The sequence below is a fragment of the Mycobacterium sp. genome (genome assembly GCF_052145595.1).
Lineage (GTDB): Bacteria > Actinomycetota > Actinomycetes > Mycobacteriales > Mycobacteriaceae > Mycobacterium.
The window spans coordinates 1-19,276 of sequence record NZ_JBKQOI010000292.1 but is presented as its reverse complement, the minus strand read 5'-3'; the positions used below and the strand labels follow the sequence as shown (position 1 = coordinate 19,276).

At 65.1% G+C, this 19,276-nt stretch carries 17 protein-coding genes, 1 tRNA gene and 1 pseudogene; 12 read left to right on the top strand and 7 right to left on the bottom strand.

Annotated elements, in window-relative coordinates; all coding sequences use genetic code 11:
* Positions 1 to 7: 7 nt before the first annotated feature.
* Positions 8 to 1,123, bottom strand: a complete 1,116-nt coding sequence (gene pstS / locus ACLP4W_RS25110; RefSeq protein WP_442390096.1) for a phosphate ABC transporter substrate-binding protein PstS — start codon at positions 1,121 to 1,123, stop codon at positions 8 to 10.
* 281 nt (positions 1,124 to 1,404) lie between these two features.
* Between pstS (ACLP4W_RS25110) and ACLP4W_RS25105 the strand changes: the two genes are divergently transcribed.
* Both ACLP4W_RS25105 and ACLP4W_RS25100 read left to right on the top strand, forming a co-directional pair.
* The gene (locus tag ACLP4W_RS25105; RefSeq protein ID WP_442390095.1) at positions 1,405 to 2,196 is read left to right on the top strand and encodes an SDR family oxidoreductase; all 792 of its coding nucleotides are present in this window, start codon (positions 1,405 to 1,407) and stop codon (positions 2,194 to 2,196) included.
* A gap of 24 nt (positions 2,197 to 2,220) precedes the next feature.
* Positions 2,221 to 3,297 carry an NAD(P)H-dependent amine dehydrogenase family protein gene (locus tag ACLP4W_RS25100; RefSeq protein WP_442390094.1) on the top strand — a complete coding sequence of 359 codons (1,077 nt, stop codon included), beginning with the start codon at positions 2,221 to 2,223 and terminating at the stop codon, positions 3,295 to 3,297.
* Positions 3,298 to 3,301: 4 nt separating this feature from the next.
* Here ACLP4W_RS25100 and pstS (ACLP4W_RS25095) read toward each other — a convergent pair.
* Positions 3,302 to 4,419: pseudogene (gene pstS / locus ACLP4W_RS25095) on the bottom strand (phosphate ABC transporter substrate-binding protein PstS).
* Between the two features lie 258 nt (positions 4,420 to 4,677).
* Between pstS (ACLP4W_RS25095) and ACLP4W_RS25090 the strand changes: the two are divergent.
* The 9 genes from ACLP4W_RS25090 to ACLP4W_RS25050 all read left to right on the top strand — a co-directional run bounded on the left by ACLP4W_RS25090 (position 4,678) and on the right by ACLP4W_RS25050 (position 12,895).
* Complete coding sequence (locus ACLP4W_RS25090) at positions 4,678 to 5,925, top strand: Nramp family divalent metal transporter (protein WP_442390116.1); 1,248 nt, start codon at positions 4,678 to 4,680, stop codon at positions 5,923 to 5,925.
* Positions 5,926 to 6,217: 292 nt separating this feature from the next.
* Positions 6,218 to 6,955: a hypothetical protein gene (locus ACLP4W_RS25085; protein WP_442390093.1), complete on the top strand. Its 738-nt coding sequence runs from the start codon at positions 6,218 to 6,220 to the stop codon at positions 6,953 to 6,955.
* Between the two features lie 160 nt (positions 6,956 to 7,115).
* Positions 7,116 to 8,657: an RNA polymerase sigma factor gene (locus tag ACLP4W_RS25080; protein ID WP_442390092.1), complete on the top strand. Its 1,542-nt coding sequence runs from the start codon at positions 7,116 to 7,118 to the stop codon at positions 8,655 to 8,657.
* Positions 8,658 to 8,834: 177 nt separating this feature from the next.
* A complete protein-coding gene (locus ACLP4W_RS25075) occupies positions 8,835 to 9,890 on the top strand; it encodes a poly-gamma-glutamate hydrolase family protein (RefSeq protein ID WP_442390091.1) in 1,056 nt (351 codons plus the stop codon).
* A gap of 25 nt (positions 9,891 to 9,915) precedes the next feature.
* Complete coding sequence (locus ACLP4W_RS25070) at positions 9,916 to 10,740, top strand: LLM class F420-dependent oxidoreductase (protein ID WP_442390090.1); 825 nt, start codon at positions 9,916 to 9,918, stop codon at positions 10,738 to 10,740.
* Positions 10,741 to 10,912: 172 nt separating this feature from the next.
* Entirely contained in the window at positions 10,913 to 11,365 is a 453-nt protein-coding gene (locus tag ACLP4W_RS25065) for a DUF5709 domain-containing protein (protein ID WP_442390089.1), read from the top strand.
* A 153-nt stretch (positions 11,366 to 11,518) separates the two neighbouring features.
* Complete coding sequence (locus ACLP4W_RS25060; RefSeq protein ID WP_442390088.1) at positions 11,519 to 11,740, top strand: hypothetical protein; 222 nt, start codon at positions 11,519 to 11,521, stop codon at positions 11,738 to 11,740.
* Between the two features lie 320 nt (positions 11,741 to 12,060).
* A tRNA-Arg gene (locus ACLP4W_RS25055) sits at positions 12,061 to 12,136 on the top strand.
* A 201-nt stretch (positions 12,137 to 12,337) separates the two neighbouring features.
* The gene (locus ACLP4W_RS25050; protein WP_442390087.1) at positions 12,338 to 12,895 is read left to right on the top strand and encodes a hypothetical protein; all 558 of its coding nucleotides are present in this window, start codon (positions 12,338 to 12,340) and stop codon (positions 12,893 to 12,895) included.
* Between the two features lie 139 nt (positions 12,896 to 13,034).
* Here the strand turns inward: ACLP4W_RS25050 and ACLP4W_RS25045 are convergent, their stop codons facing one another.
* The 4 genes from ACLP4W_RS25045 to ACLP4W_RS25030 all read right to left on the bottom strand — a co-directional run bounded on the left by ACLP4W_RS25045 (position 13,035) and on the right by ACLP4W_RS25030 (position 15,494).
* On the bottom strand, positions 13,035 to 13,676 hold the full coding sequence (locus ACLP4W_RS25045; protein ID WP_442390086.1) for a TetR/AcrR family transcriptional regulator: 642 nt from the start codon (positions 13,674 to 13,676) through the stop codon (positions 13,035 to 13,037).
* A 243-nt stretch (positions 13,677 to 13,919) separates the two neighbouring features.
* On the bottom strand, positions 13,920 to 14,105 hold the full coding sequence (locus ACLP4W_RS25040; protein ID WP_442390085.1) for a rubredoxin: 186 nt from the start codon (positions 14,103 to 14,105) through the stop codon (positions 13,920 to 13,922).
* A 1-nt stretch (position 14,106) separates the two neighbouring features.
* Entirely contained in the window at positions 14,107 to 14,274 is a 168-nt protein-coding gene (locus ACLP4W_RS25035; protein WP_442390084.1) for a rubredoxin, read from the bottom strand.
* A complete protein-coding gene (locus ACLP4W_RS25030; protein WP_442390083.1) occupies positions 14,274 to 15,494 on the bottom strand; it encodes an alkane 1-monooxygenase in 1,221 nt (406 codons plus the stop codon). Before ACLP4W_RS25030 ends, ACLP4W_RS25035 begins: the two co-directional genes overlap by 1 nt.
* Positions 15,495 to 15,833: 339 nt before the next feature.
* Here ACLP4W_RS25030 and ACLP4W_RS25025 point away from each other — a divergent pair, with 339 nt between their 5' ends.
* Positions 15,834 to 16,463 carry a TenA family protein gene (locus tag ACLP4W_RS25025; RefSeq protein ID WP_442390082.1) on the top strand — a complete coding sequence of 210 codons (630 nt, stop codon included), beginning with the start codon at positions 15,834 to 15,836 and terminating at the stop codon, positions 16,461 to 16,463.
* A 19-nt stretch (positions 16,464 to 16,482) separates the two neighbouring features.
* Here ACLP4W_RS25025 and ACLP4W_RS25020 read toward each other — a convergent pair whose 3' ends face one another.
* Positions 16,483 to 18,819: an arylsulfatase gene (locus tag ACLP4W_RS25020; protein ID WP_442390115.1), complete on the bottom strand. Its 2,337-nt coding sequence runs from the start codon at positions 18,817 to 18,819 to the stop codon at positions 16,483 to 16,485.
* Positions 18,820 to 19,276 lie beyond the last annotated feature (457 nt).

Genomic DNA, 19,276 nt, shown 5'->3' with positions numbered 1-19,276 from the left:
TTCCGGATCACGTTATCGCATTGATCGAAGCCGACAACCTCGACTTGAACGAGTCCGGAATCGGGATGTACCCGTTGTCCGCCAAGCCATTCTGCCCGGCGCCGATGGTGCTCTGCAGGAATGCCTTGACGGCCGTACCGACCTGGGAATCGGGATACTTCGAGCAGACGATCTCGTAGGTCGCCAACACGATCGGATAGGAGCCGGCCTGCGTAGGCTTGTAGAACGACAGCGTATCGAGCACCAGGTCGTTACCCTGCCCGCTGATGGTGGCGGCGGAAATCGTCTTGCCGACCGAGTCGGCGCTGATCGCGACCGCATCCGGTCCGGCCGAAGTGACGATCTTGGCCATGTTCAGATTCTGGGCCTTGGCAAACGACCATTCGTTGTAGGTGATCGATCCTTCGGTTGCCTTGATGGCTGCCGACGTGCCGTCGTTGCCCTTGGCGCCCTCACCGACGCCGCCGTTGAACATCTTTCCGGCGCCCTTGCCCCACGCGCCGTTGGACGCTGCGTCAAGGTAGTGCTGGAAGTTGTCCGTGGTCCCGGACTGGTCGTTGCGGAACACCACGTGAATCGGCTCGGCGGGCAGGGTGACGCCGGCGTTGAGGGCCGCGATCGCTGGGTCGTTCCAGGTAGTGATGCCACCATTGAAGATCTTCGCCGCAGTCGGACCGTCCAGACTCAGCGAAGTCAGGCCTTTGACGTTGTAGGTGATCGCGATCGGGCCGAACACCACCGGCAGGTTCCACGCCGGCGAGCCGCAGCGCTGCTGGGCCGCGGCGTACTCGTTCTGGGCCAGCGGCGAGTCCGACCCACCGAAATCGGTTTGGTTGCCGTTGAATTCGCTGATGCCGGCGCCCGAACCGTTGGCGGTGTAGTTCAAGGTCTGACCGGGGCAGGCTTGCTCGAACGCATTGACGAAGCGGGTCATCGCGTTGGCCTGGGCCGTCGACCCGCTGGCCTTCAGCGTCTTCTTCCCGCCGCAACTGACGCTCCCCGCCGACGCCCCCGACGTCGTGCTGCTGCCCTTAGTAGCATTGTTTTCGTTGCCACACCCCGACAACATCAGCGCGGCGCTAGCCAGGACACTCACTGCGGCGCCAAATCGGTTGAGCTTCAATTCAGTTCCTAACCGTAGGGATGAAACATCGCCGCAGCGGGTGGCTGCGGCCCGACCAACCTGCCGTTTTCCTCGCAGCCTGAAGCTAACAGTAACAAGGTTAACGTTCGGCGAATTTTGTCGGACCGTCTTCGCTGCACCACCCGGCACACGGTCGACAATTTCGGGCCGTTACATCGTCGCGCCCGTGTGACAAACTAGAACCTGTTGCAGAAATGCCGCCATCCGAGACGGCGAGGTTTGCTACCGTTTCGGCCGACAACTCGAATAGAGAGGCCGCAATGATCCTTGACAGGTTCCGTCTGGACGACAAAGTCGCCGTCATCACTGGTGGCGGCCGCGGCCTCGGTGCGGCCATCGCGCTGGCTTTTGCCGAGGCAGGCGCCGATGTCCTCATCGCGTCACGCACCCAAGCGCAACTAGACGGCGTTGCCGAGCAGGTCTGCGCGACCGGCCGGCGGGCGCACACCGTCGCCGCAGACCTGGCCCATCCCGAGGTAACCGCACAGCTGGCCGGTCAGGCCATCGAGGCTTTCGGAAAACTAGACATCGTCGTCAACAACGTCGGCGGGACCATGCCCAACACCCTGCTGACCACCTCGACCAAGGACCTCAAGGACGCCTTCACCTTCAATGTCGCCACCGCCCACGCGCTGACCGTCGCGGCGGTGCCGTTGATGCTCGAGCACTCCGGCGGCGGCAGCGTCATCAACATCACCTCCACCATGGGCAGGTTGGCCGGACGTGGCTTTGCCGCCTACGGCACCGCCAAAGCCGCGCTCTCTCACTACACTCGGCTGGCCGCGCTGGACCTGTGCCCACGCATCCGGGTCAATGCCATCGCACCGGGGTCCATCCTGACCTCCGCGCTGGATGTGGTGGCCTCCAACGAAGAGCTGCGCGCACCGATGGAGAAGGTGACACCCATGCGTCGCCTAGGCGATCCCGTCGACATCGCCGCTGCGGCTGTCTATTTAGCGTCCCCAGCCGGCAGTTTCCTGACCGGCAAAACCCTGGAGGTCGACGGTGGCCTCACCTACCCCAATCTCGATATACCTGTCCCGGACCTGTGAACCGCAACCGCTAAGGAGCCAGCCATGCCCATCCCCGTCGTCCAACTGGGCACCGGCAACGTCGGCGTCCACGCGCTGAAGGCGCTTATCACCAACCCGGAGTTCGAGCTCACCGGCGTCTGGGTCTCATCGGAAGCCAAAGCGGGCAAGGACGCGGCAGTGCTTGCCGGACTTGCGGATTCGACTGGCGTGCTGGCCAGCACCGACCTGGACGCTGTGCTTGCCACCGGGCCGCAATGCGCCGTCTACAACGCGATGGCCGACAACCGGCTGCCCGAGGCCCTGGAGGACTACCGCCGCGTCCTGTCGGCCGGAGTCAACATCGTCGGCAGCGGCCCGGTTTTTTTGCAGTATCCCTGGGAAGTGATTCCCGAAGAGCTCATCAACCCGCTGGAAACGGCGGCACGCGAGGGTAATTCGAGCCTGTACGTCAACGGCATCGACCCCGGCTTCGCCAACGACCTGCTGCCGCTGGCATTGGCGGGCACCTGTCAGAACATCCAGCAGATTCGGTGCATGGAGATCGTCGACTACGCCACCTACGACAGCGCCGTGGTCATGTTCGACGTGATGGGATTCGGTAAGCCGCTCGATGAGATCCCCATGCTGCTGCAGACCGGCGTGCTGAGCTTGGCGTGGGGATCGGTGGTGCGGCAACTGGCAGCGGGCCTGGGCATCTCACTCGACGAGGTTGCCGAGGTGTACGTCCGCGAGCCCGCGCCCGAGGCCTTCGACATCGCATCGGGGCATATTCCCAAGGGCAGCGCTGCGGCGCTGCGATTCGAGGTGTTCGGAATGGTCAACGGCGACCCGGTTGTCGTCCTGGAACATGTCACCCGGTTGCGCGAGGACCTCTGCCCCGATTGGCCGCAGCCGGCCCAGCCCGGTGGTTCCTACCGCATCGAGATCACCGGCGAACCGTCGTACGCCATGGACATCTGCCTGGGCAGCCGGCTGGGCGATCATAACCACGCCGGACTGGTCGCCACCGCGATGCGGTTGGTCAACGCGATCCCGGCGGTGGTGGGCGCGCCGCCGGGCATCGTGACGACCCTCGACCTGCCCCTGGTCACCGGTCGGGGGCTCTACCTCCCCGGGTGACGGATCAGGTGATGGCGTTGACCGCCGCCCTTAACCACAACTTCCACACGTCCGGAATGGGGATGTACCCGTTGTCCGCCAGACCACTCTGTCCGGCGCCGATGGTGCTCTGCAGGAACGCCTTCACGGCCGCACCGACCTGTGGATCCGGATACTTCGAGCAGACGATCTCGTAGGTCGCCAGCACGATCGGGTAGGCGCCGGGCTGCCTCGGCTTGTAGAACGACATCGTGTTGAGCATCAGGTCGTTACCCTTTCCCGACACCCGCGCCCCGGCAATCGTCTGCCGACCGAGTCGGTGCTGATCGTCACGGGGTCCGGAGCGGCCGACGTGATGATCTTGGCCATGCCCAGGTTCTTCGCCTGGGCGAACGACCATTCGTTGTAGGTGATTGCCCCCTCGGTGGCCTGGACGGCCGACGAGGTGCCGTCGTTGCCCTTGGCGCCCTCACCGACTCCGCCGTTGACCGTCTTTCCGGTGCCCTTACCCCACGCGCCGTTCGAGGCCGCATCGAGATAGTGCTGGAAATTATCCGAAGTCCCGGACAGGTCGCTGCGGAAGATCACGCGAATCGGCTCGGCGGGCAGCGCGGCGCCTTTGTTCAGGGCCTGGATCGCGGGATCGTTCCAGGTGGTGATGCCGCCGTTGAAGATCTTGGCCGCCGTCGGCGCATCCAGGACCAGCGAATTCAGGCCCTTGACGTGGTAGGTGATGGCGATTGGGCCGAACACCACCGGCAGGTCCCACGCCCGCGAGCCGCAGCGCTGCTGGGCCGCGTCGTGCTCGTTCGGGGCCAGCGGTACGTCGGATCCGCCGAAATCGCTTTCTTTGCCGATGAATTCGCTGATTCCAGCACCCGAACCATCGGGCGTGTAGTTCAACGTCTGACCGGGGCAAGCTTGTTCGAACGCTTTGACGAAGCGGGTCATCGCGTTGGCCTGGGCTGTCGACCCGCTGGCCTTCAGCGTCTTGGTCCCACCGCAATTCACCGGCACCGGCAACGGAGTCGTCGTCGAACTTCCCCCGGCGGCACTTGCGTTCTTATCACTGCCACACCCCGATAGGATCAGTGCCCCGCCAACCAGGACACTCAGCAAAGAGCCAAATCGGTTGAGCTTCAATCCAGTTCCTATCCATGGGCATGAAAAGGAGCCGCGGCGGTCCCGGCCCCGTCGCACCAAGCAGCCAGCTATCGCACTCATGAAGCTAAAGCCGCAAGCTGAACTTTCGCCGAATTTTCCCTGGGTATCAGCTGGACCGCCCGGCCCTACTCGCGCCTTTGGCAGCGTTACGTCGCCGCGGCATGGGCCGGGCAGTTGCGGGGCGACGTTCGCTGCGCGGGAACCGGTTCGTTAACCTCGCACTCCTATCGGTAAAGGATCGAGGTCGATACCTTGGCGCAGGGCACGCGGGCCGAGCTCAAGACGGGCTGGTATCTGCTAGGGCCGGCGTTCGTCGCCGCGATCGCCTATGTCGACCCCGGAAACGTCGCGGCCAACGTCAGTTCCGGCGCGCAGTTCGGCTACCTGCTGCTGTGGGTCATCGTGGTGGCCAACGTGCTGGCGGGTCTGGTGCAGTACCTGTCGGCGAAGCTCGGGCTGGTGACGGGTCAGTCGCTGCCCGAGGCGATCGGCGGGCAGATGACCCGTCCACTCCGGCTGGCCTTTTGGGCGCAAGCCGAACTCGTGGCGATGGCAACCGATGTGGCTGAGATGGTCGGCGGCGCCATCGCTCTCCGGATTCTGTTCGGTTTGCCGCTGCTGGCAGGCGGGGTGGTCACCGGGGTGGTGTCGTTGCTGCTGCTGGCGATCCAGGACCGTCGCGGGCAGCTTCTTTTCGAACGTGTCATCACCGGATTGCTGCTCGTCATCGCCGTCGGCTTCGCGGCCAGCTTCTTCGTCGCCACCCCGCCGCCCGACGCCGTGATGAACGGCCTGGTGCCACGATTCCGCGGCACCGAAAGCGTGCTGCTGGCCGCCGCCATCCTGGGTGCCACCGTGATGCCGCATGCCATATACCTGCATTCCGGTCTGGCCCTCGATCGGCATGGCCATCCCGAAACGGGCCAGCGCCGGCGCCGGCTGCTGCGCGTCACCCGTGTGGACGTCCTGCTGGCCATGGCCGTTGCCGGAACGGTGAACGCGGCGATGCTGCTGGTCGCCGCGATCAACCTGCAGGGCCACCAAGGAACCGCGTCCATCGACGGCGCCTACTCCGCGATCCGCGACACATTGGGGCCGACGATCGCGGTACTGTTCGCGATCGGATTGCTCGCGTCGGGCTTGGCGTCGGCGTCGGTGGGCGCCTACGCCGGCGCCATGATCATGCAGGGGTTGCTCCATCGGTCGATTCCCATGCTGGTGCGCCGGTTGATCGCGCTGGGCCCTGCGCTGGCAATCCTGGCCCTCGGCTTCAACCCGACACGCGCACTGGTTTTATCCCAGGTCGTGCTGTCCTTCGGCATCCCGTTTGCGGTGCTTCCGCTGGTCAGACTGACCAGCAACCGCGAACTGATGGGTAACGACGCCAACCATCCCGTCACGACGGTGATTGGCTGGGCGGTCGCCGTACTGGTCAGCCTGCTCAACATGGTGCTGATCTATCTGACGGTGGCCGGCTCGGCATAAGACCGCCGCGCATATCCCGCTCTGCGCGCGAAAACCGTTGTAGCGCATACGATCTGCGTCTCCCTTGGTGCGCGAAGCGGGAACTGTCCACGTTGGCGAGCGGACGCAAGGAACTCGCAAGAACTTCGCGAAGATCCGCCAAGCAGCGTGCGCCAGCCTTTGGCACATAGCCAACCCACCCAAAAAGTCTCCAAAGAGGTCTTCAAAAAAGTGTCCGACCCGTGCCCGTTGCGTCCTCCTACCTATGACGACGACCCGACCCGGGCCGCCACCCACACCGAAGGAGCACCTCATGAACGCCATGCCCGACTTGGATCGAACCACCCTCGTACCGCACGCCGACGAGTCCACCTCGGCGTACGCCTGGTCGTCCAGCCCGCTCGGTAACCCCGCCGACGAGGCCGGATATGCGCCGGTCGGTTACGACTTTGCGCCCGACCCCTACCCGGTCGCCAGGCCGAAGTCCATCAACAAGGGCATCGTGGCCGCCGGCCTGATCGGTGCCATCGGGGCGGGTGCCGCGCTCGGTATTGCCCTCTTTGGCGGCTCGCCGCAACCGCGGCCCGTGGCCGTGACCGGGTCTACCGGCGTACCGGCCCCCGCCGCGATGGTGACTCCGCCCGCAGCCGCGCCCCAAGGCCCGGCCCCCGCCCCGGTGGTCCCCCCGCCCGACGCCGCGCCCCAAGGCCCGGCCCCCGTCGCCGCGGTCGCCCCGGCCGACGCCGCGCCCCAAGACCCCGCCCCCGCCGCGGCGGTCCCCCCGCCCGACAACCCCCCACCTCCGGCCGATCCGGGCACCCCGCCCGATGCCGCGCCTCAGGGCCCGGTCGTCATGGTGAATGTCCCCCCGCCCCCGGCTGTAATCCTGCCGGTTCAACCGCCGCAGCTACCGCCGCTGCCTTCGCCACCGAAGCTGCCACCGCTGCCTTCGCCACCGAAGCTGCCGCCGGGGCCGAAGCTGCCGCCGGGACCGCCTCTGCCGTCGCTGTGCTTGCCTCCGCACCACCTTGTGATGGGCGTCTGCAAGTGAGGTCGTCGGGTACGGGTGAGGCTGGGTCTTGGTCCCGGCCTCACCCATGCCCCACCGCAGAGCCGGATTTTCTCGTGCTATTCCACCGTTGTGCGCGCACACTTATTCACAGCGTCGGTTCTTTGACGGGCACCGACGTTATTTCGGCTGGGGAAGCGACGTGACGAGCGCACTATCCAATTGGGACATCGGCAGCGACGCGGAATTGGCCCGCGCGGCCGCGACGGGTGATCGACGCGCGTTTGCCATGATTTATGACCGTTACGCCGACCGACTGCACGACTTCTGTTTGGGCATGGTGCGCGATCGCGACTCCGCCGCCGACTGCGTGCAAGACGTGTTCTGCGCCGCCGCGACCCAACTGCCCAAACTGCGCGAGCCCGACAGGCTGCGCCCCTGGCTTTACGCCATCGCCCGCAACGAAGCGCTCCGCTGCATCCGGGACCGCCGCCGCGAACAGGTCTCCGACGAACTGCCCGAGGCCGCCTCGCACGAGGCGGGCCCGGACACCCTGGCCGCGCGCAACGAGCTGGCCAATCTGATCGCCGAGGCAGCCGGCGGGCTCGGCGACCGGGACCGGACGGTGCTGGAGTTGGCGTACCGCCACGGCCTGGACGGACCGGAGCTGGCCGACGCGTTGGAGGTCAGCCCCGGCAACGCGAACAAGATGGTGTCGCGGCTGCGCAACACCATCGAAACCTCGCTGGGTGCGCTGCTGGTCGCCCGTCGCGCCCAACACACTGCTGACAAATGCGCCGAGCTCGGCGCGATCCTGGCCGGCTGGGACGGGCGCTTCAACGTGCTGATGCGCAAACGCATCACGCGCCACATCGAGTCCTGCCCAACCTGTGAAGACGAGCGGTGCCGCCTGGTCAACCCGGTCGCGCTGTTGGGTGCGGCGCCGGTCTTCATCCCCGCCCCCGACTGGCTGCGAGATCATACGCTGGGCCAGATCCAGCTGACTTCCGCCGACAGCGCGCTGACCACGAACGACTCTGGAGGCAGCCCCACCCAGTCCGGCTATACCGCGTATCCGCCGACCGCGGCTTCGTCGGAAGCCACGGGAGGCCAGGACAACGCGGATTACCTCGACGAAGCACAGCCACGTCGCGCCCGCCGGCTGATCCCCTGGATCGCGCTGTTCGCCGCCGCCTTCATGACCGCGCTGGGGCTGACGATCACCCTGCTGTATCACCACAACACGGCCGTCACGCCAACCGAGTTGAGTGGGACCGCGCCCGCACCCATGAAACCGTTCGCGCAACTGAAACCGCTGGCACCGCCCAGCGCCGCGACGATCCCCAACAACCCGGCTCCGCCCGCCAATACCGTCGCCCCCGCGGTAATCGCGCCTCCCGCCGATGCTCCCGCACCCGTTCAGCCGCCGGCGGCCCCCGTTCCCGCACCGATTCCGACGGCCCAGCCTCCGGCCGCGCCGCCCCCCTTCGTCCCGCCGCCGGTGCTGCCGCCACCGCCGATCGTGGCACCGCCACCGATCGTGGTGGTGCCACCACCGATCGTGGTGGTGCCGCCGCCCGTGGTGGCGCCGAAGCCACCGGTCATGCCGCCACCCCCGTCGCAAGTGCCGAGGAGCCCAGTTCCTTCCGCGCCGATCGCTCCCAGTCGGCCGTCTGCCCCTCCCGCCCAGCCGGGCCCGCCGCCACGGGGCTCGGCAGGCACACCCAACCCGACCATCAAATGACCTGGTAGGTAGCGCGCAGGTCGCCCGGTGCGGCAGGATAGGGAACCAGGATAGGGAACGTCGCCGTCCGTGAAAGGCTCGCGGGGAGTTAGCTTGCTTCAAGAATTTCGGCACCACCGCATATGCAAGCGCGCTCGTTTTGTCGCAGCCCTCGGCGTTATGACGGTGACCGACTAGATGCCGGCCCGCCGGCATTTCTATTTCGCATATGGGTCAAATCTGTGCGTCACGCAGATGGCGCTGCGCTGTCCCGACGCCGCTGACCCGCGGCCGGCGGTGCTGTCCGATCACGACTGGCTGATCAACGAGCGCGGCGTCGCGACCATCGAGCCGCTTGCCGGCAACCAGGTGCACGGAGTGCTGTGGCGGGTCTCAGACGACGACCTGGCGACCCTGGATAGCGCCGAGGGCGTGCCGGCGCGCTATCGGCGCGACCAACTGACCGTCCGCACCGACGACGGGCCGTCGCCGGCCTGGGTCTACATCGACCACCGGGTGACTCCGGGTCCGCCCCGACCGGGCTATCTGCCCAGGATCATCGACGGCGCCCTGCACCACGGGCTGCCCCAACGATGGATCGACTTCCTGCGCCGCTGGGATCCCGCGCGCTGGCCCCGCCCGGTCTCCGCGACCACCCCGGCGCCAGAATCACTTTCAGCGTTGCTGAGCGAACCCGGGGTGATAGAGGAGAGCCGGCTGCGATCGCGTTTCGGCTTTCTTGCCATCCACGGCGGCGGCCTGGAAGAGATGACCGACGTCATCGCCGAACGCGCCGCCAACGCCGCCGACGCGTCGGTGTACCTGCTGCGCCATCCCGACCGCTACCCACACCACCTGCCGTCGGCGCTTTATGACCCCGACCAGTCACCGCAGCTCGCCAAGTTTCTCGATCATGTCGACGTCGCCGTCTCGTTGCATGGCTACGGCCGCATTGGGCGCGGGACACAGCTGCTGGCCGGCGGCCGTAACCGCGCCCTGGCCGCCCACCTGGCCGGGCATATCCGGCTGACCGGTTATCAGATCGTCACCAACATCGACGACATCCCGCGGGAATTGCGGGGCCTGCACCCCGATAACCCGGTCAACCGGGTACGCGACGGCGGGACACAGCTGGAGCTTTCGGTTCGGGTCAGGGGTCTCAGTCCCCGCAGCCCGCTACCCGGTGCGGACGGCTTGTCGGCGGTCACCACCGCCCTGGTGCAGGGCTTGGCGGCCGCGGCGCGTTCCTGGTAAATGTTTCGGTTGGTTTGAACGGAGGTTGTTGGTGACCAAGGATTTTCGCTTTGCGATGAGCATCCGCTTCTTCAAATCCCGCGCGGCGCTAGAGGGTTTAGCGAGGCGGGCGGAAGATCTTGGATTCGACGTTCTCTGTGTGCCCGACCACCTCGGCGCGGCGGCACCGTTTCCCACGCTGACCGCGGTCGCGATGGTAACCACGCGGATGCGGTTGAGCATGTATGTGCTCAATGCCGCCTTCTACAAGCCGGCCTTGCTCAGCAGGGACGTTCACGCGCTGGACATGCTCAGCGACGGCCGCCTCGAGATCGGCCTGGGCACCGGTTACGTCCGGGAAGAATTCGAGGCCGCCGAGCTGCCGTACCCCAGCGCCCGAGCCCGGGTCGATTACCTCGAACACATGACGACCTACCTGAAAGGGCATCACCCGACGATCCCAATCCTCATCGCCGGCAACGGCGACCGGGTACTGACCCTGGCCGCCTGCCACGCCGACATGATCGGGCTGACCGGCGCCAAGGTACGCGACGTCGACGACCCACTGGCCGAACGCATCGACTTCGTCCGCAACGCCGCCGGTGATCGGTTTGACCCGCTGGAGCTGAACCTGGCGATCACGGCTGTGCCGGAGGACGGCTCCCGGATTCCCGACTTGTCGATGACCCGCAGGTACGCGCCGGAACTGTCCGATGCGGAGATAATGTCGATGCCGTCAGTGCTCAGCGGATCCCCCCGCGAGATGGCCGAAATATTGTCCGGATACCGCGAAAAGTACGGAATCACGTGCTTTACCGTGCAGGACAATCACATCGACAACTTCGCGAAGGTGATCGCCGAGCTGCGCTGACCTTGTTCGCTGGCTGAAGGGACGAATGGCCCTAGGCCGCCCAACAGCGCCATCTCTATGGTTGGACTGCGCAAGCCGCGAACACCAAGGCACCATCCCGACTCAGGAGCACAATGACCACGGCCCGCGACATAATGGACACCATGGGTGAATTGCGCGTGGGTGCGCAATCGTGAGCACTCACTATGGCACTGGCCCGGCGGCTGGCGAATACAGCGGGGAGGATGACAACCAGCTTCAGCCGGAGGACACCCTCATCGACCGCGGTGTCGACGACGCGCTGGACGAGGGATATTCGCCGCCCGAGCGCCCGTACGGACGCGGCGCCTTCGGGCCGTGCGAAACCATGGATCAAAAGCTCGCGGAGGAAGAGCCGGATCCCGCGTCGCGAATCAACGTCCCGTTCGACGACGCCGAGCAGCAGCGCTCCGACGAAGCCGAGCGCGAAGCCGAATTTCCGCGGCGACGCGAGGTCGGCCGCGCGCGAGCGGGCCGGCTCGTCGCGCTGGACGGGGGCTTCGGCGAAGACGCCGAATCAGATTTGTTCGCGGAGGACGTCGGTATCAGCGGCGGTGCGGCATCCGCAGAGGAAGCCGCGGTTCACATCGTCGAAGACGAGGACTGACAGAACCCCGTCTGATGACAGGGCCCGCCGCCCGGTACCCAGCCGCGCTGGGCGGCCTGCCCGCCGACAGGTGAAGACCTTGTTCTGGGGACTCGCCATCGCGCCGGGAGCCTCAAGAATCCGATCGGTCCGTCTCGGAGGATCATTTTCGTCATGAAAATGTGGATACAGATCGAAGGCCACGATGACGATGACGAATATCCCGATGACGCGGCCTACGAAGTGCTCACGGGCGGTGTGCTAAAGGTCAGCAGCGGCAGCGATATTCACCTCTACAGTCCGGCGTATTGGCAGGAAGTGACGATCGATACCCGCCCCGCGGCTCAGCGTGACGAACAAGTCCAACAACTGGACGAAGATCTCAAATGGCAGTAATGGCCGCGTGCCAACAGTAAGCGCGGGCCGGATTCGCCTTGGGCCGCAACGCAATCGCCGATTACTCGCATCGAGGAGTCATCGTCGCGGAGCACACCGCCTAAAGTCTGCCAAGCGAGGCGGTTCACCCAACGCCAACCGCGCACGCCCGGGCGTCGCATCGCCTTCGCCATGGCAGCTACACTCACATCCGCCACACCGGTACGACCGGCCCGACCGCGGGCCAACGACCCGGAACGGCATCAGGACGCCCAGAACACCGCTAAGACCCGCATGGCAGCCACCCGCAAGGTACTAGTTGGTATTTGAAGACGCCCCCCGCCCTCGTAGCTCAGGGGATAGAGCACGGCTCTCCTAAAGCCGGTGTCGCAGGTTCGAATCCTGCCGGGGGCACCAGAGTTTCTGCAGGTCAGAGGCTATTTTTGGAGAGTACCGAGAGTCGCTGGCTATCCGATGGCGATCCCGTTCCCCCAGGTCGGCGGTCGCTGCCACCACGCAGGGCCAGGGCCGGAGAGTTACATAGCAGACTGCTACTCGAAAACGGGGTCACGCATCTTCCGCACAACTTCGCTGAAGTCCTCCCTCACCCCGGTCAGGATGCCCGAAGGACTGGGCGACCCGACGGCTTGGCTCAACTCCGAACGTGACGGCATTCTGACCGCGACGAAGCTGATGCCGTTCGCCGGCATCAGCTTCCTGTGGTTCATCGGCGTCGTGCGGGACAACCTCGGGCGCTACGAGGATCGGTTCTTCGCGACGGTGTTCCTGGGCAGCGGTCTGCTGTTGTTGGCGATGATGTTCGTCTCGACCGCAGTCGCCGCCGCGCTAGTAGCCAGCAACCGGGGCTTCACTGATCCCGCCGCGCATGCCGAAGTGGTTGCGTTCGGCAAGATGATCGTGGTGTCGGCCGCCAAGACCTACGCCATCCGGATGGCGGCGGTGTTCATGATTTCGCTGGCCACCGTCTGGCTCAAAACCGGCCTGATGCCGCGCTGGCTAGTCGTCGTCAGCTATCTGGTGGCGGTGGCGTTGCTGATCGCCAGCGACATGACCATGTTGCTGACGCTGGCGTTTCCCATCTGGATGCTGGTCGTCAGCGGCCTGCTCTTGGCCCGCGCTGGATTTGTCGACGAGCAACGCGCGAGTCACGATTGAGCATGGCCTCCTCGAGGCCCGAGCCGCGCAGCGATCGCCCTGTCAGCCGCGGACAGGACACAACGCACTGATGCGCGGACATACCGCCGAGCCAAGGACTGGCCCAGCCCAGCTACGAAATCAACGAGGGCGCGCGCTGTCAGCTTGGCGTTCGGATCGCCTCGATGTAGGGCGTAAGTAGCCGCGCTATTGCCGTTGCGGCGTCGTCGACACTGGTCGGTGGCAGGGCGAGAAAGCTTAGCGAGGCGCGCGCGATTGCCTGGCCCATCACGTTCGCGTCGTGGTGATTGGCGCACACCCAGCTTCGCTGAAAGGTGCCGGAGAGCTGTTCGGCGGCATAGTCGACAATGAACTGACTTTCGACCGTGATCATCCGGAGAAGATCGTTGGGGGCATCTTCGGTTCTCAGCGCTCGAACGAGAGCATCGCTGTCGATGCGGTTGAAGAAGTCGCGGAAGGCCGACTGCAGGGTGCCGTAGCCGTCGCCGGGGTGGGCATAGACCGCAGTTTCCATTCCGGTGACGATGCTGTCGGTGAGCCGCAGGGCGTAGCTGCGCGCGAGTCCACGGCGTGAGCGGAACTCGTTGTAGAGGGTGCCTCGGCTGATGCCCGCTGCCGAGGAGACATCGGCCATGGTGATCGACGACCATTTCCGTTCGAGAAGCAAACCGTGCATCGCGTCGAGAACCCCGGTGCGCATTAGAGACAGAGCGGTGTTCTGATACGGGCTGCGGTTTCGCGAGGACGTGGGCTCGACCATGTAGCCGAGGTTAGTGTGCATCCACAATCTGCTTTCGACGATCCCGGTCTCGATGAACTTGGTCAGCCTCGCCGGTCATTCGTCGAGGGGGTCGTCGACGGCGATGATCCCGTCCGGGGATAAGGCCGCGGGCAGTTCGAATATCCTTGGGCCGCTTCATCGCCAGCGCGCTGACGAACCTTCCCTCCCGAACGACACGGCCGTCGTATCTTGTTGTCGGCAGGGCGTGTGCGGCGTTGGCTCCGGCGACGCCTACGATGGTGTTCACGCCCGGCTCATTTCGATCATCTCGAAGTCCGACTTGGCCGCGCCGCAGTCCGGGCAGCTCCAGTCGTCGGGGATGTCGTCCCAGCGGGTTCCCGGGGCGATGCCGTCTTCAGGCCATCCTTGTGCTTCGTCGTATTCGAATCCGCACTGCAGGCAGCGGTAGAGCTTGAAATCGGTTGCCATGTCAGGCCTCTCTGGGTTCGAAGTCGATCTTCTCGCGGACTCCGCAGTCCGGGCAGGGCCAGGTGTCGTCGACGTCGGCCCAGCGGGTTCCGGCCGGATATCCCTCGCGCGGCGCGCCGGCTGCCTCGTGGTAGACGTAGCCACAGACGGGGCACTGGTAGGCCGCCATCACTGGGCTCCGTAGCGGGCGAGGATCTGATCGCGCTTGCGCGGGTGGATGTTCACTGCGGTGATGTCGCCCCGGTAGTGCTCGAGCACGCGGTGGTCCATCAGCTTGCGCCACAGCGGGGGGAAGTAGGTCAGGCTGATCAGGGTGGCGTATCCGGTCGGCAGATTGGGGGCACCGTCCATGCTGCGCAGGGTCTGGTAGCGGCGTACCGGGTTGGCGTGATGGTCGCTGTGCCGCTGTAAGTGCCAGAGGAAGATGTTGGTGACAATGTGGTCGGAGTTCCAGCTGTGCACCGGCGCGCACCGTTCGTAGCGTCCGGAAGCGGTCTTTTGCCGCAGCAGTCCGTAGTGCTCGAGGAAGTTCACCGACTCCAGCAGCGACGCGCCGTATACGGCCTGGATGAGCAGGAACGGCAGCACCTGCCACCCGAAAACGGCGGTCAGCGCGCCGAACAGCACGATCGACATCATCCAGGCGTTGAGCACGTCGTTCTGAATGCTCCAGGTGGACTTGCCGATGCGCTGCATACGAGTCTTTTCCAGCCCCCAAGACGACTTGGCCGAGCCGAACATGCTGCGCGGCAAGAACATCCAGAAGTTCTCCCCGAATCGTGAACTGGCGGGGTCCTCCGGGGTGGCGACGCGGACGTGGTGGCCGCGGTTGTGCTCGATGTAGAAGTGCCCGTAGAGGGTTTGGGCGAGGGTGATCTTGGACAGCCACCGCTCCAGGTTCTCGCGCTTGTGCCCTAACTCGTGGGCCGTGTTGATGCCCACCCCGCCCACGATGCCGACGGTGATCAACACCCCGATCTTCGAGATCAGGCCTAGACCGCCGCTGATCCCGAGCCAGCTCAGATCGTTAGCCGACCACAGGTAGCACGCCAGAACCAGGCTGAGCATCTGGAACGGAATGACAGCGTAGGTGCAGTACCGGTAGTACTTGTCGTTCTCGAGGTATTCCATCACCTCGTCCGGCGGGTTCTGGCCATCGGCGCCGAAGAACACATCCAGAATCGGCAACAGCACGTAGAGCAGGATCGGTCCGATCCACCACACCACCGGCGTCGCAGCGTGCCAGCCGACCGTGCCGAACAGCCACGCCAGCGCGACGGCCACGATCAACGACGTCGGCAGGATCAGGCCCAACAGCCACAGATGCCGCTTGCGGTCGCGCCACCGCCCAACGCCGATTTGAGATCGTGTTTCTGCATAAGTCGCCATCGCGGCCCTCCTCACTTGGTCACCGCCCAGATCCGGGTGGTGTCGTCATCGCACCGCCGGTCGGTGGTACTGCTTGTCACACTCGAATGAACATATCAGACTATTTGTTTAACGGATAGATATATCATCATATTTGTTCAGCCCCGGTGCCGGGGGCTTGCACGGCCAGCTCCTGAGCGCGGTGACTGACAGGACGTTCACTGAGCCGAGGTAACGCCGGGCGGCGACGGCCACGCTGCGCCCAACGCCGTCAACGTCAAGCCCACCGTCCTGCGCGCTTGAGTGCGCTGTCACTACACATGAGCTCGTCGAGGCTTTGCCGAGCCCTAGGCTTGGTTCGTGGCCTCGCTTTCCGACTCGTTGTGGCACCGCAACCGAGTCCTGGCCGACGCGGCGCTAGAGCACACGTTCGTCCAGGGCATCGCGTCGGGAGAGTTGGCCCGCGCTACGTTCGCCTACTACGTGGGACAGGACGCCGTCTTCCTCGACGCATTCTGCCGCGCCTACGCTCTGGCTCTGGCGAAGAGCCCGGACCAAGACGGGCTGATCGCGTTCAGGGAGCTACTCGACGCCACCGCCGACGAGCTCCGCCTTCACCAGGGCTATGCGGCCCGCTGGGATGTCGACCTTCACCAAGCGGCAGACCCCGCCACCTCGGCGTATACCAACTTCTTGTTGGCGGTCGCTGCGCTCGAGCCGGTCGGCCACATCGCGGCGGCGATGACGCCGTGTATGCGGCTCTACGCCTACCTCGGTCAGCAGCTGGCCGCTCGGACAAAGCCCGAGAGTCCATATCGCGAGTGGGTGATGACGTACTCGAGCGCTGAGTTCGAGTCCCAGGCACGACGTCTCGAGGTTCTACTCGACCGCTACGGAGGCGATCACGACCGCCTGGCCATCCTGTATCACCAGGCGATGGAGCTCGAATTGCGGTTCTTCGACGCTTCCGGCCGTTCCACTCACCGCTGAATCACTAAGAGCCGCAACATTATTGCCGCGCCATCGCGACGGTGAGCCGGTCCTCGGGTTTGATGAGGTGATCTTGGCTGTCGCCGCCGATGTCGATCTGCACCCAGTCGATCTGACCGGAAAACTTGTTGCCGGTGGGGCCGTAATCCGGGGATGCGGGTGAGCCGGTGTCGGCGCCAACGTCGCAGGCCTCGTCGGCGGAGTAGATCATCGGCTGCGTCCGTTCGACGCGGCCCTGGCCCACGGATTTGCCGTCGTAGTAGAGGGTGACGTCGCCGCCTTTGCCCAGGCCGCCCCCGTCGTACTTGAATTCCATTCGCACCTGGTGCTTTCCCGCTGGGACGGGCTGCTCGGCAGTGATCATGTAGTGCTCGACGCCCAGGAAGTTATAGCAATATTTGAGCCTGCCCTGATGCGCGTACAGCGACCAGCCGCCCACTATGCCGCCCTGGGTGATGATGACGCCGGTGGCGCCAGATTCCGGCACGGTGATGTCGGCGGTCACCGAATATGACTTGTTCTTCAGGGTGAGCACGCAGTTCTCGCTGACCCGCATCCCGGGGAACAGCAGCTGGCTGTTCCCACGGATCAGCTGGGGGCGCCCGGCGAGGTCGGGGTTGAAGCGCTCGAAGGTGCGGTCATCAAGGGGCACGACGTTGTATTTGACGGCCTCGATGAGCCACAGGCGCTGCATGTCGGCGAGCTTCTGCGGGTTCTCCTTGGCCAGGTTGTGTGCCTGTGTCCAGTCGTCGGGTCCGTATAGCTCCCAGACATCGTCGTCGAACGCCGGCGGCGCCTCGGTGGTCCACGGCGTGCGGTGCTTAGTCACCGCAGTCCAGCCTTTGTGGTAAATGCCGCGGTTGCCGAGTATCTCGAAATACTGGACGTCGTGGTGCTCGGGCGCATCGCCGTCGCGCAGGGTGGGCAGCATGCTGACGCCTTCCAGCGGCGCCTGCGTAATGCTGTTCACCACGGTGGGCTCGGGCAGTCCGGCCGCGTCGACGATGGTCTTGGCGACGTCGATGATGTGGTGAAACTGGTTGCGGGACTTGCCTTTGTCGGCGAAGCCGTTGGGCCAGTGCACGATGGTGCCGTTGCGGGTGCCGCCCCAGTGTGAGGCCACCTGCTTGGTCCACTGATACGGCGTGCACAGGGCGTGTGCCCAGCCGACCGCGTAGTGGTTGTAGGCCTTCGGCGTGCCGAAATCATCGATCTTGGACAGCAGGAACTCGGTTGTCTCGATTTCCGGCATGCCGTTCAGCATGGCCATCTCGTTGAAGGAACCGTTCAGTGTGCCTTCGGCCGAGGCGCCGTTGTCGCCGATGATGTAGTAGATCAGCGTGTCCTCGAGTACCCCCAGGTCCTCGAGGGTGTCGACGAGGCGGCCAACCTCGTGGTCGGTCTGCTCGAGGAAGCCGGCGTAGAGCTCCATCTCGCGGGCCAGCACTGGCTTCAGGTCGGCGGGCATGTCCTCCCAGGCCGGGATCTCGTCGTGGCGTCTGGTCAGCTCCGCGTCGGCGGGCACCACGCCCAGTTCTTTTTGCCGGGCAATGATCTGCTCGCGCAACGTGTCCCACCCGCCGTCGAACTTGCCCTTGTACTTGTCCGACCACTCCTTGGGCACGTGGTGCGGCGCGTGGGTGGCACCGGGCGCCCAATACATGAAGAACGGCTTGTCGGGCACCAGCGCCTTCTGCTGGCGCACCCAGGTGATGGCGCGGTCGGCGAGATCCTCGGTCAGCGTGTAGCCCTCCTCGGGTGACTTCGGCGGTTCCACCGGCGAGGTGCCCTCATATAACCCGGGGTAATACTGGTTGGCCTCGGCACCGACGAAGCCGTAGAAGTACTCGAAGCCCGAACCGGTGGGCCACTGGTTGAACGGCCCCACGGGAGAGACTTCCCAGACCGGCACCTCGTGGCACTTGCCGAACTGCGCCGTCGAATAGCCGTTGAGCATTAGGGTTTCGGCGATGGGTGCCTTCTCCTTGGGCCGCACGCTGCTGTTGCCCGGTGCCGATGTCGCGATCTCCGTGATGCCGCCCATCCCCACCGAGTGATGATTGCGCCCGGTCAGCAATGCCTGCCGCGTGGGCGAGCACAGCGCCGTGGTGTGAAAGCGGTTCAGCTTCAACCCGCCCGCTGCTAGCCGCTCGGCCGTCGGCGTATTGCACGGACCGCCGAAGGCCGACGATCCACCGAAGCCCACATCGTCGAGCATCACGATCAGTACGTTGGGTGCGCCCTTGGGCGGGCGCAGTGCGGTGATCGGCGGGTACTTGGTGTCCGGGTCCTTGGCGTCATACGTCGTCAGGCCGACATGCTTGGCGTCCGGGATGGGCAAGATATCCCGCCGCATCTGGTCCTGCTCAGGCGCCGCGATGGGTTGGCCGGCCTTGCCGTCAGATGCGGCAGCGCCCTTGTGGCCGTTGGGTTGTGTTGATGGCTCAGCCATGATGGACCTCTCTTAAAGCTTTTGGGTTGCTCTGGGCCAGCCGGTCGAGGCTGAGCCAGTGAACAGATGAGTCGCAGTGTTCGAACTGCCGGTGGCCGAGGAAGTTCAGCACTACGAAAAGCTAGCTGGCGCAAGGGCTTTTGAGCGTCCTGTGCCGCCAATAAGAATGATGCCCGGCTTGTGCTGGGTCCTACTCATCTCGCGCCTACTATCACTGGAAGGCATGACCGCCATGTGGGCGGCTACACGGCGAGCTCGTCTGCGTGGGCCCGATACCCCACCCTAGGCCGTCTCACCGATCGACAACAGCCCGTTGATGACAAACATTCGGAGAACTCGCCAGTCAGCACCGCCGCGGCTG